This is a genomic window from Streptomyces sp. NPDC008001, assembly GCF_042958085.1.
Taxonomy (GTDB): domain Bacteria; phylum Actinomycetota; class Actinomycetes; order Streptomycetales; family Streptomycetaceae; genus Streptomyces.
Genome location: NZ_JBIBIZ010000012.1, coordinates 115,281 through 128,668, shown reverse-complemented (window position 1 = coordinate 128,668; position 13,388 = coordinate 115,281). Strand labels below are relative to the sequence as shown.

10 protein-coding genes and 1 pseudogene are annotated in these 13,388 nt (G+C 71.1%); 2 read left to right on the top strand and 9 right to left on the bottom strand.

Annotation, left to right across the window (positions count from 1 at the left end):
* Positions 1 to 240 precede the first annotated feature (240 nt).
* The gene (locus ACFZCD_RS30530; protein WP_391836297.1) at positions 241 to 786 is read left to right on the top strand and encodes a hypothetical protein; all 546 of its coding nucleotides are present in this window, start codon (positions 241 to 243) and stop codon (positions 784 to 786) included.
* Here ACFZCD_RS30530 and ACFZCD_RS30525 read toward each other — a convergent pair.
* Both ACFZCD_RS30525 and ACFZCD_RS30520 read right to left on the bottom strand, forming a co-directional pair.
* Complete coding sequence (locus tag ACFZCD_RS30525) at positions 743 to 1,363, bottom strand: IS5 family transposase (RefSeq protein WP_391836296.1); 621 nt, start codon at positions 1,361 to 1,363, stop codon at positions 743 to 745. The genes ACFZCD_RS30530 and ACFZCD_RS30525 overlap by 44 nt on opposite strands.
* A gap of 53 nt (positions 1,364 to 1,416) precedes the next feature.
* A pseudogene (locus ACFZCD_RS30520) lies at positions 1,417 to 1,533 on the bottom strand (IS5/IS1182 family transposase); the annotation flags it as partial.
* A 314-nt stretch (positions 1,534 to 1,847) separates the two neighbouring features.
* Here ACFZCD_RS30520 and ACFZCD_RS30515 point away from each other — a divergent pair.
* Positions 1,848 to 2,612, top strand: a complete 765-nt coding sequence (locus tag ACFZCD_RS30515) for a class I SAM-dependent methyltransferase (RefSeq protein ID WP_391836295.1) — start codon at positions 1,848 to 1,850, stop codon at positions 2,610 to 2,612.
* A gap of 161 nt (positions 2,613 to 2,773) precedes the next feature.
* On the opposite strand, the gene ACFZCD_RS30510 is transcribed toward ACFZCD_RS30515, so the two are convergent.
* The 7 genes from ACFZCD_RS30510 to ACFZCD_RS30480 form a co-directional block, all read right to left on the bottom strand.
* Positions 2,774 to 2,977, bottom strand: a complete 204-nt coding sequence (locus ACFZCD_RS30510) for a hypothetical protein (protein WP_391836294.1) — start codon at positions 2,975 to 2,977, stop codon at positions 2,774 to 2,776.
* Positions 2,978 to 3,277: 300 nt separating this feature from the next.
* Positions 3,278 to 4,120: a methionyl-tRNA formyltransferase gene (locus ACFZCD_RS30505; protein ID WP_391836293.1), complete on the bottom strand. Its 843-nt coding sequence runs from the start codon at positions 4,118 to 4,120 to the stop codon at positions 3,278 to 3,280.
* The gene (locus ACFZCD_RS30500; protein WP_391836292.1) at positions 4,117 to 4,326 is read right to left on the bottom strand and encodes an MbtH family protein; all 210 of its coding nucleotides are present in this window, start codon (positions 4,324 to 4,326) and stop codon (positions 4,117 to 4,119) included. Before ACFZCD_RS30500 ends, ACFZCD_RS30505 begins: the two co-directional genes overlap by 4 nt.
* A 19-nt stretch (positions 4,327 to 4,345) precedes the next feature.
* On the bottom strand, positions 4,346 to 10,501 hold the full coding sequence (locus ACFZCD_RS30495) for an amino acid adenylation domain-containing protein (RefSeq protein ID WP_391836291.1): 6,156 nt from the start codon (positions 10,499 to 10,501) through the stop codon (positions 4,346 to 4,348).
* Positions 10,502 to 11,394: 893 nt separating this feature from the next.
* Positions 11,395 to 11,760 carry a hypothetical protein gene (locus tag ACFZCD_RS30490; RefSeq protein ID WP_391836290.1) on the bottom strand — a complete coding sequence of 122 codons (366 nt, stop codon included), beginning with the start codon at positions 11,758 to 11,760 and terminating at the stop codon, positions 11,395 to 11,397.
* A gap of 526 nt (positions 11,761 to 12,286) precedes the next feature.
* A complete protein-coding gene (locus ACFZCD_RS30485) occupies positions 12,287 to 13,003 on the bottom strand; it encodes a 3-oxoacyl-ACP synthase III family protein (protein WP_391836289.1) in 717 nt (238 codons plus the stop codon).
* On the bottom strand, positions 12,967 to 13,350 hold the full coding sequence (locus ACFZCD_RS30480) for a hypothetical protein (protein ID WP_391836288.1): 384 nt from the start codon (positions 13,348 to 13,350) through the stop codon (positions 12,967 to 12,969). Before ACFZCD_RS30480 ends, ACFZCD_RS30485 begins: the two co-directional genes overlap by 37 nt.
* Positions 13,351 to 13,388: the final 38 nt, after the last annotated feature.

Sequence of the window (13,388 nt, the reverse complement as noted above, 5' to 3'; positions counted from 1 at the left end):
TTGAAGAGGTGCCGTTGGGCGGCAGCGTGCCAGTCTCGCCTTCCACTGAGCGGTGCCCGAGCAGTCCGGATGCCGCTGATCAGCGAAGGGCTGATGACGGGGCCCGCGGGAGGCACGTCAACGTGCTTAGTGACTGTTGTCTTTCCGGACTTGAGGGCTGTGTTTCCGCTGTTCAGGAATGGGGCCGACGGCCTCGGGGAGTGGTGACGTGTCGTGTCGTCGCTCTGGTGGCGGTCGGGTATGCCGTCGGTCGTGGGGCTGCTGGAACAGCGTGAGCTGACCGCTCGCCGTCGTGTGGACGCGCTGCGGGAGGAGGCGGACCGGATCCAGGCCGAGCTGGTCGCGGCCGAGCTGGAGTGGAACGAGGGGGTCGTCGTCCGTTCACGCGTCGGCGAGGTGCTGTCCCCGGGCGAAGGAGACGCCGTCGGCCCGGACGCCACCGAGGAGCCGTCGGATCGCGGTGATCCGCCCGCGCCGCCCGCGTCTTCGGCGGCGGCGAGGTCGAAGTCGGTGGTGCCGATGCGGCGTGCGGGGCTGGCCTGGTCGGCGCCGTCGGTGGACTACCAGCGCATCGTGCAGGCTCTCGCGGACCGGGGCCGGCTCGGTCAGGGCCCGCTGACCTGCCAGGAGATGGCCGGCTGCTTCGGCCTGGACCCGGTGCCCGCGAAGATCGAGGCGTTGCGGTCAAAGGCGAAGCGGCTGACAGCGCGCGGGTGGCTGGCCGAGCCGGCGCCGGGCCGATTCACGCTCGCGAAGGCCGTGGCCGGACCAGGCGGCGGGACATGAGCATCGTCACCGACCAGTAGACCATCGCCTCCGCGCTGCTGGTCGACCGTTCGAAGTCCCGCACCAGGCGGCGGCTTCGTATCAGGTGGGCGAAGAACCGCTCCACGATCCACCACTTGGGCAGCACGACGAAGCCACGCATGTCGTCACTGCGCTTGACGATGGCGAGGACCAGGGCGAGGTCGGCCAGGCTGTACTCGACGAGGCTGCCCGTGTAGCCGCCGTCGGCCCAGACCAGCGACAGCCCGTGGTGCGCGGCGGCGACCCGGGTGAGCAGAACCTGCCCGGCAACTCGGTCGCCGATGTCCGTCGAGGTGACCATCACGGCCAGCAGCAGGCCGAGGGTGTCGACCACGGCATGCCGCTTGCGGCCGTTGATCAACTTGCCGCCATCGAAGCGGCGGCTGTCATGGCCGACGACGGCGTCCGCCTTGACCGTCTGGGAGTCGATCACGCCCGCGCTCGGCTCCGGCTCCCGCCCGGCCTGCTCGCGGACCCGGCGGCGGAGCCGGTGATGGAACTCCCGGGCCAGACCGTGGTCGCGCCAGCGGCGGAAGAACGCGTGGACCCGGTCCACGGCGGGAAGTCGGTCGGCATCGCCCGCCACTTCGTTCCGTTGTCGACGAGGTAGAGGACCGCATCCAGCATCGCGCGGTGGCAGTATGCCTCCGGCTGCCCGCCCCGCCCGAGCAGCCAGCCCGGCACCGGCAGCAGCGGCCGCACCACCGCCCACTCCTCATCGGACATGTCCGTCGGGTAGCGGCGCGCACGGACCCCGTGGTCGGCGGCATTCCCGAACCGGCGTGCCAGGCAGTCACATGCGAGAATGGCCGAAGCGGACCCCGCTCCCGCGATGCCGTACAAATGCGACAACAGGCCTCCTGGGCCGCTCTTTGGCGTAGACGCCCTTCGAGCTGCCAAGAGGCCCTGCTCTCATGCCCCGCACCCGCCACAGTCACTCGATCGAGACTCCCGTTCGACCAGCACCCCTCAAGATCGGACGGTCAGGCCGCTGAGTATTGCCAAGTGCTGTCTGCCCCGGTCGTGCCAGGATGCTTGGCATGTCTGCTCGTGCACTGAGCTTCGGCGCAATTGCGGAAGCCTACGAAAGGTTCCGGCCGGGGTATCCCAAGGAGCTCTTCGACTTGGTGATGACGTACGCGGGCCGGCCGGTTCGGACGGCCTTGGAGATCGGTGCGGGGACCGGCAAAGCAACCCGCCTGTTCGCTGCTCACGGGGTTACGGTCACGGCGACGGAGCCCGACGCCGCCATGCTCGCCAAGCTGAACAAGACCGTGCCCGCGAACGTGACGACCGTGCGAGCCGCATTCGAGGACCTGCGGCCAAGTGAAACCTACGGGTTGGTATATGCGGCGGCCGCCCTGCACTGGACACGCCCGGAGGGTCGGTGGTCAAGAGCGGCCGCGTTACTGGAACCGGAGGGCGTGTTCGCCTCATTCGGTGGTCAGGTTCAGCTGGCCGACCCAGCTGTCGAGGAGTCTGTGCGTGCGGCGCGGGCGCCGTTCCTGGAAAGCGACGAGGTTCCATCTCCCGACACAACTGCTCCTGACGAGGAGATGCAGTGGCCAGGCACGGAGCTGCAGCAGTCTCCGTTGTTCCTCGACATTCGGCAGGCCGTCGTCAAACGGCGCTTGACGATGAGCGCTCCTGACTACGTCGGCTACCTGTCGACCGTCTCGGCGTACCTCCAACTGCCGCAATCGAAGCGACAGGAGGCGTACGACGCGATCACGCGCGTCCTGCCCGGGACAGTCGAGATCGCCGCCGACATCATCGTCCATCTCGCGCGTCGGCGGTCCGAGTAGGGGCGACACTCCTCCGTGGGCACCACGGCGAGCCTCACACGATGGTCTGCGCCGAGACGACCGTATACGCGGCCTCCTCATGCCCAGCACCCACCCTGGTCTCCCGATACCGAGACTCCCGTTCGAGCGACACCGCTCAAGATCGAAACAACAACAGCCACTTAGGGGCTTTTCGAGCGGGTCAGGAAGTAGTCCGTGCTCGTGAACTCCTCGCCGCTGTTGTAGCGCACGACGATCACGAACCCGCCTTCCAGCGAAACCGTAAATACCGGCCAGGCCGGCCTGTCGTGCAGCCGCCCCAGCATCGCGCCTGCATCGGCGGCACCCACGCAGTGCTGATGCATCCGGAGGGTGCCCGTGGTCATCCGGCGCGGCATCCAGCCCGTAGTGCGCTCACCGGCCGGGTAGCCCTGGCGGTCGCGGTCCGGCTGCTTGTCCTGGCCGCAGGCGAAGGCGCGCGGGTTCGCTGATTCTCGGACGTCGCTACGCCGGAACCCGCACGCGAGTCCCTTTCGTGGGCGCTTCGTGTGCGGGCTGATGGTGGCAAGGGCGGGCACTCCCGCCGAGCCAGGGTCGTGTCCTGGCTCGGCGCATGCCTGAGTGTGGATGCGGGCCCCGGCTCTGAGGTGTGCGACTGAGTCCGGGGATCTGAGTGTGTGCGTCGGTCAGTCGACTGGGTCAGCCGCCAGGACCCACAGTTTTCCGTCCCCGCAGGTGATCCGCCTGCCGGTACCCGTTGGCGGTTGCTGCAGTGTGGTGCGGCGCAGCTGCCAGCGAGTACCGTCGATCTCCGCGATCGGGCCACGTGTCCGGGGGTGGTGGCCGGCGATGTTCCAGGCACGGACCTGGGTGTGGATGTGCGCGGCCGGGGCCGACCAGTCCACGGTCGCGTAGTCCTCGTCGAAGAAGCCGGCCCAGCTGCCCTCCCGCGCAGGCTGCTCCTCGCCGGGGTCGTCGGCGGCGAGGCGTTCGAGGACGCCGGGCAGCAGGGCTGAGGCCGCGTCCAGAACCCGGGCGTTGACGCCGGTGAACGACCACATTTCGGGGTCGAGGGGGATGGTTGTGCGGGCGAGGACCCGTCCGGTATCGAGGTCCGCGTCCATGCGGTGCCAGGTGACGCCGATCTCGCGTTCGCCGTTGCGTACCGCCCACCCGACCGGGTTGGGGCCGCGGTAGGAGGGGAGGCGGGACGGGTGGCAGTTCACTGTGCCGAGGCGAGGTGCCGTGACTGCGGCTGCCGGGAGCTTGCGGGGATAGCCGTAGCTGACGGCTACGTCGGGGGCGTAGGCGTGCAGCAGTCCTGCCACCGCGTCCACGTGGGCGGGCAGGGCCAGGTCGACGCCGGGCGGCAGGTCCCGTTCGCCGAGCAGGTGGCCCGGCCAGTCGAGCGGGCGCCGCAGTCCGATCACGACCGGCACCTGGTGGCCCAGGGCGCGGACCGCCTCCACCAGGGGCGGCGCGGTCTGCGGGAGGGCCGCGATGACGGCGATGCGCAGGGGTCCGGTCATCGTGCGGGCTCCTCGGTGCGCAGTGAGGCGGGGCGCTGATCGGTCCAGTGCGTCTCGATCCAGTCGAGGCAGGTGGCGCGGTCGGCACGCGGGTGCGCCGTACGCCAGCCGTCGGGGGCGGCCAGGTGGGCGGGCCACAGGCTGTACTGGTCCTCGTCGTTGACGAGGACGGTGAAGGTGGCGTCGGGGTCGTCGAAGGGGTTCATCAGGGGGACTCCGTCGGGGTCAGTCGTTGGGGGTGAGGGCCGCGGCCAGGGCTGCGGGGGTGGCGCGTTCCATGACCTGGGTGAGCGTCGCTTCGGGGGCGAGGCGTTCGCGCAGCCGGTGCAGGAGGCGGGCCGCGAGGAGGGAATGGCCTCCGAGGTGGAAGAAGTTGTCGTCGATGCCGACCTGGTCGAGGCCGAGGACCTCGGCGAAGGCGTCGGTCACGATCCGCTCGGCGGTCGTGCGCGGGCCGCGGACCTTGGTGGTGGTGCGGGCGGGCTCGGGCAGGGCGCGGCGGTCGACCTTGCCGTTGACGGTGAGCGGCATGCGGTCCAGGACCAGGATTCGGGCGGGGAGCATGAAGTCCGGCAGGATCGCAGCGAGCCGGTCCCGCAGGGCCGCGCCGTCGAGGCCGGTGCCGACCGCGTAGCCCGTGAGTTCCTTGCCGCCACGGCCGTCGGGGCGGGCCAGTACAGCTGCCTGGACGACGCCGGGGAGCGCGGTGAGGGCGGCGCGGACCTCGTCCGGCTCGATGCGATGCCCCCTGATCTTGACCTGGTCGTCATTGCGGCCGCCGAACTCCAGCGTGCCGTCGGGAAGCTGACGGGCCAGGTCGCCGGTGCGGTACATGCGGGCGCCGGGCGGTCCCCACGGGTCGGCGACGAAGCGGGCCGCAGTGAGGCCGGGCCGGCCGAGGTAGCCGCGGGCCACCTGGTCGCCGCCGAGGTACAGCTCACCGGCGAGCCCCTCGGGGACCGGGCGCAAGCCCGCGTCCAGGAGCATGACCCGCGAGCCGGGGACCGGTGTGCCGATGCCGGGGCGGGCGGGCCAGGCGTCCGGCTTCCCGGTGACCTCGCCCGCGGTCACCACATGGGTTTCGGCGGGGCCGTAGTGGTTGTGCAGGCGCTTGCCGCCCCGCGCGCACAGGGCCCGCAGTTGTGGGCCGACCACGAGGGCTTCGCCCGCCTGCACCAGGTGCCTGAGATCCGGCAGCGTCTCCCGTTCCCCGTCGGCGAACTCGCACAGCGCGGCGAGAACAGGGGTGGGGGCGAACAGTTCGGTCACCCGGTGCTCGCGCAGCCACTGTGTCCAGGCGGCGGCGTCCGCGCGTGTGTCGGCGTCGGGCACGGCCAGCGTGCGGCCGGTGCACAGCGCGGTGAGGACCTCCTGCGTGGCAACGTCGAACGCCATGGATGTGAACTGGGCCGTCACCGCGCCGGGTTCGGCGGGGAACCGCTCCTCGTGCCACTCGACGAGCCGGTCGAGGGCCCCGCCCGGCATCACCACGGCCTTGGGCACACCCTGTGTCCCGGAGGTGTGCACGACGTACGCCGGGTGCCCGGGATGGCGCGGCGGACGGGGCACTGCCTCAACGGGCTTCGGCTGGACGTGCTGCGCGTCGAGGAGCAGGCGTGGCACCCCGGCCGGAATCTGAGCCAGCGCCTCGTCGAACTCGGACTGGTGTACGAGCAGGTGTGGACGGCCCTCGGCGGCGAGTGCGGCCACACGTTGCGCCGGGTGGCGCGGGTCGAGCCACAGGTAGGCGGCTCCGGCCTTCAGGACGGCCAGCATGGCTGTGATCGCGTCCCGGCCGCGCCGCAGGCACAGCGCCACCACCTGCTCGGCACCCACGCCGCGCGCGGTCAGTTCCGCGGCGAGGCATTCGGACGCGGCGTCAAGGCCCCAGTAGGTGAGCGGGCCGCGGCTGTCGACAACGGCGACCCGGTCGGGAAAGTCCTTCACCTGTGCGGCGAAGCGGTCGAGCACCGGAACCGGGACCGTCGTCTGCGACACGGGCTGCCGTGCGGCAGGCAGCATCGCAGCGACCGGCCGGCGCGCGGGGACATCCAGATCCTCCGCGAGCGCACCGAGCGCCTCAAGGAACCGCTCGCCGATCTCGCGCGCCGCGCTCTCGGTCAGCCGCCCCGGCCGGTACTGCACCCGGACCCGGATGCCGTCCCCCATCGACACCAGCAGGCACAGCGGGTAGTGCGTACCGTTGCGGACCTCGCTCGACGTGACCCGCACGCCGGCACCCCACTCGGCGGCGAAGGCGTCCGTGTACGGCTCCAGCACCGCGACGGTGTCGAAGAGCTCCCGCAGCCCGGCAGCCCTGGTGATCTCGGCGAGCCCCAGATGCTGGTGCGGCATCATCGAGGCCCGCTGCTCCTGGAGGTCCGCCAGGAGCGTACCCCGGTCCGTCCCGGCTTTGATGTCCAGGCGTACCGGCACGGCGTTATTCATCAGCCCGACCATGGACTCGACGTTGTCCAGGTGCGGCGGACGGTCGGCGGCGACCGTGCCGAAGACGATGTCGTCGCGTCCGGTCAGCTGGGCGAGGACCAGCCCCCAGGCACCGAGGACCAGTGTGTTCAGTGACAGGGCGCGTGCACGGGCCTCTGCGCGCAGTGCCCTGGTGTGCTCGGCGGGAACGTCGAGGAGCACGGTCTGCGGCCGGGCCACTTCCACGGTGCCAGGGGTGGTGAGGAGAGTCGGTTCGCTGACTCCGTCCAGGAGGATCTGCCACGCCTTGGCCGCCACGTCCGTGTCCTGGGAGGCGACATGGCGGAGGTAGGCGAGCGCGGACGGGCGGGTGGCGGGCACCGGGGTGCGTCCGGCAGCGGCCTGGCCGTAGAGGTCGGCGAGGTCGGCGAGCGCGACCTGCATCGACCAGCCGTCCATGAGGATGTGGTGGTAGCTCAGCAGCAGCCGGGAACGCCCCTCACCAAGGCGCAGCAGTACGGCCCGCAGCAGTGGCGGCTGGGCCGGCTCGAAGGGTTCGTCCCGGTCCCGGCGTGCCTCCTCGTCCGCCTGTTGCGGCTCCGCCACGTCCACGACGCGCAGCGGCACTTGGACGGTGTCGGGCACGCTCTGCACGGCCTGCCCGCCACAGCTCCACCGGAAGCCCGCCCGCAGCGCGGGGTGCTGGGCGGTCAGCGCCGCGAGCGCCGCTCGCAGGGCATCCTCGTCCACGTCTCCGGCGAGGTCGAGGACGGTCTGTACGTGGTAGGGGTCGGGTGCGCCTTCGGGTGCGCGGTGGGCGTGGTAGAGCAGCCCTTCCTGGAGCGGGGAGCAGGGCCACCGCGCTTCCCCGGAAGCCGTCAACTCTTCGAGTGCCGCTGTCCATTCATGCGCCAGTGCGGCGACGTCGCCGGCGTCCACGAGCCGTGTCGCCCAGCGCCACTCGGCGGTGAGCACGGGCTCACCGGAGCGCTCGTCGATGACGGCGTTGATCTCCAGCGGGTGGGACAGTGGTTGCCGCGCGGCCCGGTGGATGCCCAGGACGGGGGCCTCGGCGGCATAGGGCCAGGGGTCGCGGCCCTGGACGGCGTAGCGCCCCAGGTAGTTGAAGAGCACGGGGCGCGGGGGCGCGGCGGCGAGGAGGCCGGATGCCTGCGGGTGCAGGTGTCGCAGCAGTCCGTAGGAGGAGCGGTCCTCGGGCAGCCGCTGCCACTGCTCGCGCACCGCCACCACGGCGTCGGCGGGGTCGGTGCCGGGTGCGGGACATGCCAGGCGCAGTGGATACATGCAGGTGAACCAGCCGACGGTGGCCGACACATCCAGCCCGGCGGCGTGGTCGTCGCGGCCGTGGCCCTCGGTGTCCAGAACCAGGGTGCGCAGCGAGCCGCACCGGGCGGCGGCCATGGTCAGCGCGGTGAGCAGAAGTTCCTGCGTGGTCGCGCCGTGGCGGGCCGGAGCGCTCGTCAGGAGGGCCCGCCCGACGTCGGCCGGCAGCGTGCTCTGAAGGGTCCGGGAAGTGGCGATGGTGTCGAGTGCTGGATCCAGCGGCCCGGACGCGGGCCACGTCTGACCGGTCGGCGCGGTCGTCGCCCGCCAGTGCGGCAGGCTGGCCAGGACGTCGGCGCTCTCGGCGCGGGCGTTGTGGGCCTTGACCCAGCCCCGGTAGGGGGCGGCCGCGCCCCAGGCGGCGAGTGACTGCGGGTCCTCGACGGCCCGGGCCAGATCCGGCAGGAGCACCTGCCAGGACACGCCGTCGACGACCAGGTGGTGCACGGCGATCAGCAGTCGCCGCGCCCGGGGCCACCACACCGCCCGCAACACCTTGCCTGCGGGCAGGCCCAGGCGGGTCATCGCGCAGGACACAGCCTCCCGCACGTCGGAGGGGCAGGCGTCGGTTTCCCGCACGTCGATCAGATCCGCCGCGTCGATCTCCCCGGGCGCCAGGATCTCCGGCTGCCAGACGGCGTCGGGGGACGGGTCCGGCAGGCGGGTGCGCAGCGCATCGTGGCGGTCCAGGATCACCTGGAGTGCGCCGACGAGCGCGTCGCGGCACATTCCTGACGGCGTCTCCACGAGGACGGACTGCACGAACTCCTCTGTTCCGAAGCCCTGTTCGCGCAGCCACAGTGCGATGGGCGGCAGGGGGAGCGGGCCGGTGGCCGACTGGTGCAGCAGGTCCGCCTTCGGTACCGAGGCGTGCGCCGCTGCCGCGAGTGCGCCTGGCGTTCGCAGGGTGAAGACGTCCTGCGAGGTGATCGCGACGTCCTCGCGGCGGGCCCGGCTGACCAGGCGCATCGCCGTGATGCTGTCGCCGCCGAGCGCGAAGAAGTCATCCTCGGTGCCGACCTCGGGGGTGCCGAGGACTTCGGCGAACGCGGAGCACAGCGCCTTCTCGGCAGGGCTGCGCGGCAGCCCCTGTCCGGCGTGGGCCGTACGCGGGGCGGGAAGGGCGGCCCGGTCGATCTTGCCGTTGACGCTGAGGGGAAGGGCGTCGAGAACGACCACCGCCGAGGGCACGAGGTATTCGGGCAGGATGCGGGCAAGTTCGGCGCGCAGAGCCGCGCCGTCGAGGGCGGTGCCCTCACCGCCGACCGCGTAGCCCACGAGTTTCCCGTCGCGGGCGATGACGGCCGCCTGTGTCACGCCGGGCAGCGCGATCAGCGCGGCGCGGGCCTCGCCCGGCTCGACGCGGTGGCCGCGGATCTTCACCTGGTCGTCATCGCGGGCGAGGTAGGTGAGTGCTCCGTCGGGGCCACGCACAGCCAGGTCACCGGTGCGGTACATGCGCGAGCCGGCCCGGCCGTGCGGGTCGGCGACGAATCGCTCCGCCGTACGTCCTGGCAGTCCCAGGTACCCATGGGCGACCTGCTCGCCGGCGACGTACACCTCACCCGGCTTCCCCTCCGCGACCTCGGTCAGGTCCGGGCCGAGCAAGCGCACCGTGACCGCGGGCAGCCCGGTGCCGATCGGCACCGCGGTGGAGGGGACAGGTTCCCCGGCCGCCAGCGTGTGCAGCGTCGTGAACGTGGTGCACTCCGTCGGCCCGTACACGTGGCCGAGCGTCAGCTCGGGACAGACCTCGCGCACGCGGGCGAAGGCGCGCGGATCACACGCCTCACCCCCGGTCAGCACCGTGTGCAGCCCGCGGAGCGCTGCGGGTTCGTCCGCCGCGATCTGGTTGAACCACGCCGTGGTCAGAAACACCCCGGTGACCCTGTGCGCGCGGACCAGCGCTGCGAGGCGGTGGGCATCGATCCGGTCGTCGGCCGGCACGACGACCGTGCCCCCGCGGGTCAGGGGCAGCCACAGGTCGTGGGAGAGCGCGTCGAAGCCGAGCGCCGAGACCAGTGCGGTGACCCGGTGCCCCGGGCCGTCCCAGTGCGGGGCAGCGGCGAAGTGCCCCAGATTCCGGTGCGTGATCTGCACGCCCTTGGGGCGCCCGGTGGAACCGGAGGTGTAGAACACGAAGGCAGTCCGGTCGAGTTCACCGCTGAGGCCGGAGACAGGCAGGCCATCGGCCGGCGGAGCGCCTTTCGCCATGGCAGGCACGACAGCCGGGGTCAGCACCGCGGCACACCGGGCGTCTGCCTCGACGGCGGCGAGGCGCTCTTGGGGCAGCCGCGGATCGAGCACGACAGCGGCGGCCCCGGTGTCGAGGACCGCGAGCAGTGAGGCGATCAGCCGAGCCGAACGGGGCAGCCTCAGCGCGACGGTCGCACCGGGACCGGCCCCCCGGGAGCGCAGCCCGTCGGCCAGCACCGCAGCCCAACAGGACAGTTCGCGGTAGGACCAGGTGTCACCCGACTCTTCCACGACGGCCGCTGCTGCCGGGAACTGCCGGGCAACAGCGGCAAAGGCACGGTGGACGGGCAGATCCGGGGGCAGGCCCCGACTACCGCTGAGGGAAGCTGCCCCGGCGGAGACTGAGAGGTTCATGGGATCATGAGAACCGCACCATCCAGGTGCCATGGCACCTGGTCACCCGCAGGAGTGATCATGACCACCCTAAAGAGATCATGGTTGCGGGTCCCTCAGACAAGGTCCCATCGTCGAACATTCGCCGCGCATCGAGAGCCGTCCCATCGCGCATGTCGCAGTCCAGGCGGGAGTGTCACGAACCACGCTTACAGATGGCTGCGTCACCGGCGCCGCCGACCGTGAGGCTCAGCTGGGCGCGCGGGTTCTAGGCTGGGCCCGCCCGCCCGCTGGTCACGAAGGAGAGGAGCCAGGGGTGGTGAACTCCCCAAGAACTGCCCGGCCTGTACGGCTTGTCGGCGGCCCGTGGTCGCCAGGGGCCTGTGCCTGCGTTGCTCCAAGCGGGCCCGGGCCGGCATGACCGTGGTGTGCGCGACCGGGTGCCGCGGTGCGGCTGGAGGTGTTGCTGGGCATCGGGCCGGCTGTATCGCCTGACGTCGTGGTCCGGTCCATAGGGGCAGTTGCGGCCTGCCTCTTTTGGAGGCGGGCCGCAACCGTCTACCCGGCGGCCTCAGGGGGTCTGCTCAATCCGGAAGAAGGCTTTACCGGCTGGAGCTCAGCGCCGAGGGCTTGGTGCAACTCGACGGCGCCGGGGCTATCGCGGCTGGCGGCCCAGTCGACGCGGGAGCACCCGGCGGTTGGTGTTGCTCTGCACACCTGGGGGCCCGGCTGTCGTTGTTCGTGGGCGTGTCACGGGCCGGTGAGGGTGCTGTGCCCGCCGGTGCGTCGCCAGTGGATGTGCTGCGTGCCCCGTATTCGTTCCGTCTCGTACGCCGAGGTCGCACGCCTCCGGACCGGGTGAGCTCGTCGGTGACGGCCGCTTGGCCGGCTGTCACGCCTTCGCCGCCTTCCGGTCAGGAGGTCTTCTGCAGCAGCCAGGCGTTCGGGGTGAAGGAGGAGTTGACGAAGACCACGCAGCCGCCGCTGTAGTAGGTCTGGATCTTGGTCCAGCCCTTCGGCGGTTGTGCGCTGGCGCAGGCGTTGACCTGGGTGCCGACGGGGAGGCCGTCGAGCTGCTTGATCATCTTGATGTTCGAGCCGCTCATCACGCGGCACGAGGCGCTGGTGCCCCAGTTCACGTCGACCCAGCCGTCCGGGGTCATCGAGTCGGCGCACACCGTGCGGGTCTCGCCCGGCGATGCCTGGGCCGGGCTCGCCGTGACGGAGGCGACGAGTGTCGCGCCGAGAAGTGCCAGACCCGCGGTGCGGAGTCGTCTCATGGAGTGTCTCCCAAGTGTGAAGAGTGCACTGATGCGCTGATGAGGGATCAGTATTGGTCACGGGCATTCAATGGCCTATGTAAAGGTTTTATGAAGAGTATTTTCGGCCGCGAAAGGCCGAGAAGGGCCTTCTCAAGGTTTTCTGGAGGCTTTAAGGAAGCCGCCGTGCCGCTTGTGCGGCACAGTCGTGGGCGGCGGTGGACGCCCGACGCAGACCGGATGCGCTTGTGTGAAGGCCCGTACGGAGGCCGGGGGCGAAGACACGGGTGAGACGTGGCGGAAGGCACGGCGCTGTCCCAGGGTGAGGCAGTCGACCGCCACCATCACCGGGCCGACGGTCCGGCTCAGCGAGCACGACGCCCACCAGTGAGCCGATGACGATCAGCAGGGAAAGGTCTCCAACGCCGTCCAAGCCGTCCTGGACACCTGGCGGAACACAGCGGCCTGACCGCCCCCTTTGCTCGGGCCGAGCGCCCGGCCGCGAGGGTCACGGGCGTGGCGGCGAAGGCGAGGCTGCCGCGGGGTGTCACAGTTTCAGGACGACGATGCCGAGGCTCAAGCCGCTGCCCATACCGATCAGGGCGACCAGGTCTCCGGGGCGAACCAGGCCACGGGCGCGGCCGCGCACGAGTTGCAAGGGAAGGGTGGCGGCACCGAGATTGCCGTGTTCGGCCACTGTCGCGATGGTCAGCTCCGGCGGGATGCCGAAGGCCGCGATGGCGGCTCGGTGGTAGAAGGCGTTGATCTGATGCAGCCCGACCAGGGCGAAGGAACGCCAGCCTTCTTCCGTCGGCAGACGACCGTACTCGGGCGTCAGGGGCAGCGGATCGATGGCTGACTCGGCCAGGCGTCGTGATGCGGCGAAGAGCGCGGCGCCGTCGATTTGTGCGTAGCGTTCGTCGTCGTCCAATGAGGAGTCTTCGCGTGGCCAGCGGGAGCCGCCGCCCACGGTTGCCAAGGGCCATTGGGCGGAGTCCGCCCAGAACGCGGTGTGAAGCACGCCGGGATCGTCCGGGCCGTCGGTGCTTGCGGTCAGGATGAGGGCGGCGCCCGCGTCGGAGAAGGTGAAGCCCGCCAGCGAGCGGGTGAGGTGACGCCGTGTGGGAATGGTCCAGCGCACGACGCGGGAACTGCACTCGCCGCAGGTGATCAGGATGGTGCGGTACATGCCGGCGGTGATGAGTGCGGTGGCTGCTTCGATGGCGTTCAGGACGCTGTTGCAGGCGTTTTTGATATCGAACACAGGACAGGACAGGTCAGGCCCATGGCCGCGGCGACGATGTGGGCGGTGGCGGGCTCGGCGACGTCCTGGCCGGCTGCGGCGAAGATCATCAGGTCGATGTCGGCCGGCGTGAGCGCGGCGTCGGCCAGGGCCTGGTGTGCGGCGAGCGCGGCGAGGTCGGAGGCGTTCTGGTCGTCCTCCATGACGTGGACGCCGTGGACGCCGGTCGTTTCGAGGAGGAAGCCGGGGTCGGGTACGTCTGCCGGGTCGAGGCGGTAGGAGATCTTGCGTTCGGTCTCGGCGGAGGACCTCCACCGCGGGGGCAGGTGAACGGCGGCTCCCACCAGGCGGGCGCGGTGTCCGGTCATCGGATGGGAGCCGTCGGCGGGAGATTCGCGGGGGTGCG

Excerpts from the sequence above, each read along its gene's own strand:
- ACFZCD_RS30530 (WP_391836297.1), top strand. The coding sequence starts at position 241 with ATGCCGTCGGTCGTGGGGCTGCTGGAACAGCGTGAGCTGACCGCTCGC.
- ACFZCD_RS30515 (WP_391836295.1), top strand. The coding sequence starts at position 1,848 with ATGTCTGCTCGTGCACTGAGCTTCGGCGCAATTGCGGAAGCCTACGAA.
- ACFZCD_RS30510 (WP_391836294.1), bottom strand. The coding sequence starts at position 2,977 with ATGACCACGGGCACCCTCCGGATGCATCAGCACTGCGTGGGTGCCGCC.
- ACFZCD_RS30505 (WP_391836293.1), bottom strand. The coding sequence starts at position 4,120 with ATGACCGGACCCCTGCGCATCGCCGTCATCGCGGCCCTCCCGCAGACC.
- ACFZCD_RS30500 (WP_391836292.1), bottom strand. The coding sequence starts at position 4,326 with ATGAACCCCTTCGACGACCCCGACGCCACCTTCACCGTCCTCGTCAAC.
- ACFZCD_RS30495 (WP_391836291.1), bottom strand. The coding sequence starts at position 10,501 with ATGAACCTCTCAGTCTCCGCCGGGGCAGCTTCCCTCAGCGGTAGTCGG.
- ACFZCD_RS30490 (WP_391836290.1), bottom strand. The coding sequence starts at position 11,760 with ATGAGACGACTCCGCACCGCGGGTCTGGCACTTCTCGGCGCGACACTC.
- ACFZCD_RS30480 (WP_391836288.1), bottom strand. The coding sequence starts at position 13,350 with ATGACCGGACACCGCGCCCGCCTGGTGGGAGCCGCCGTTCACCTGCCC.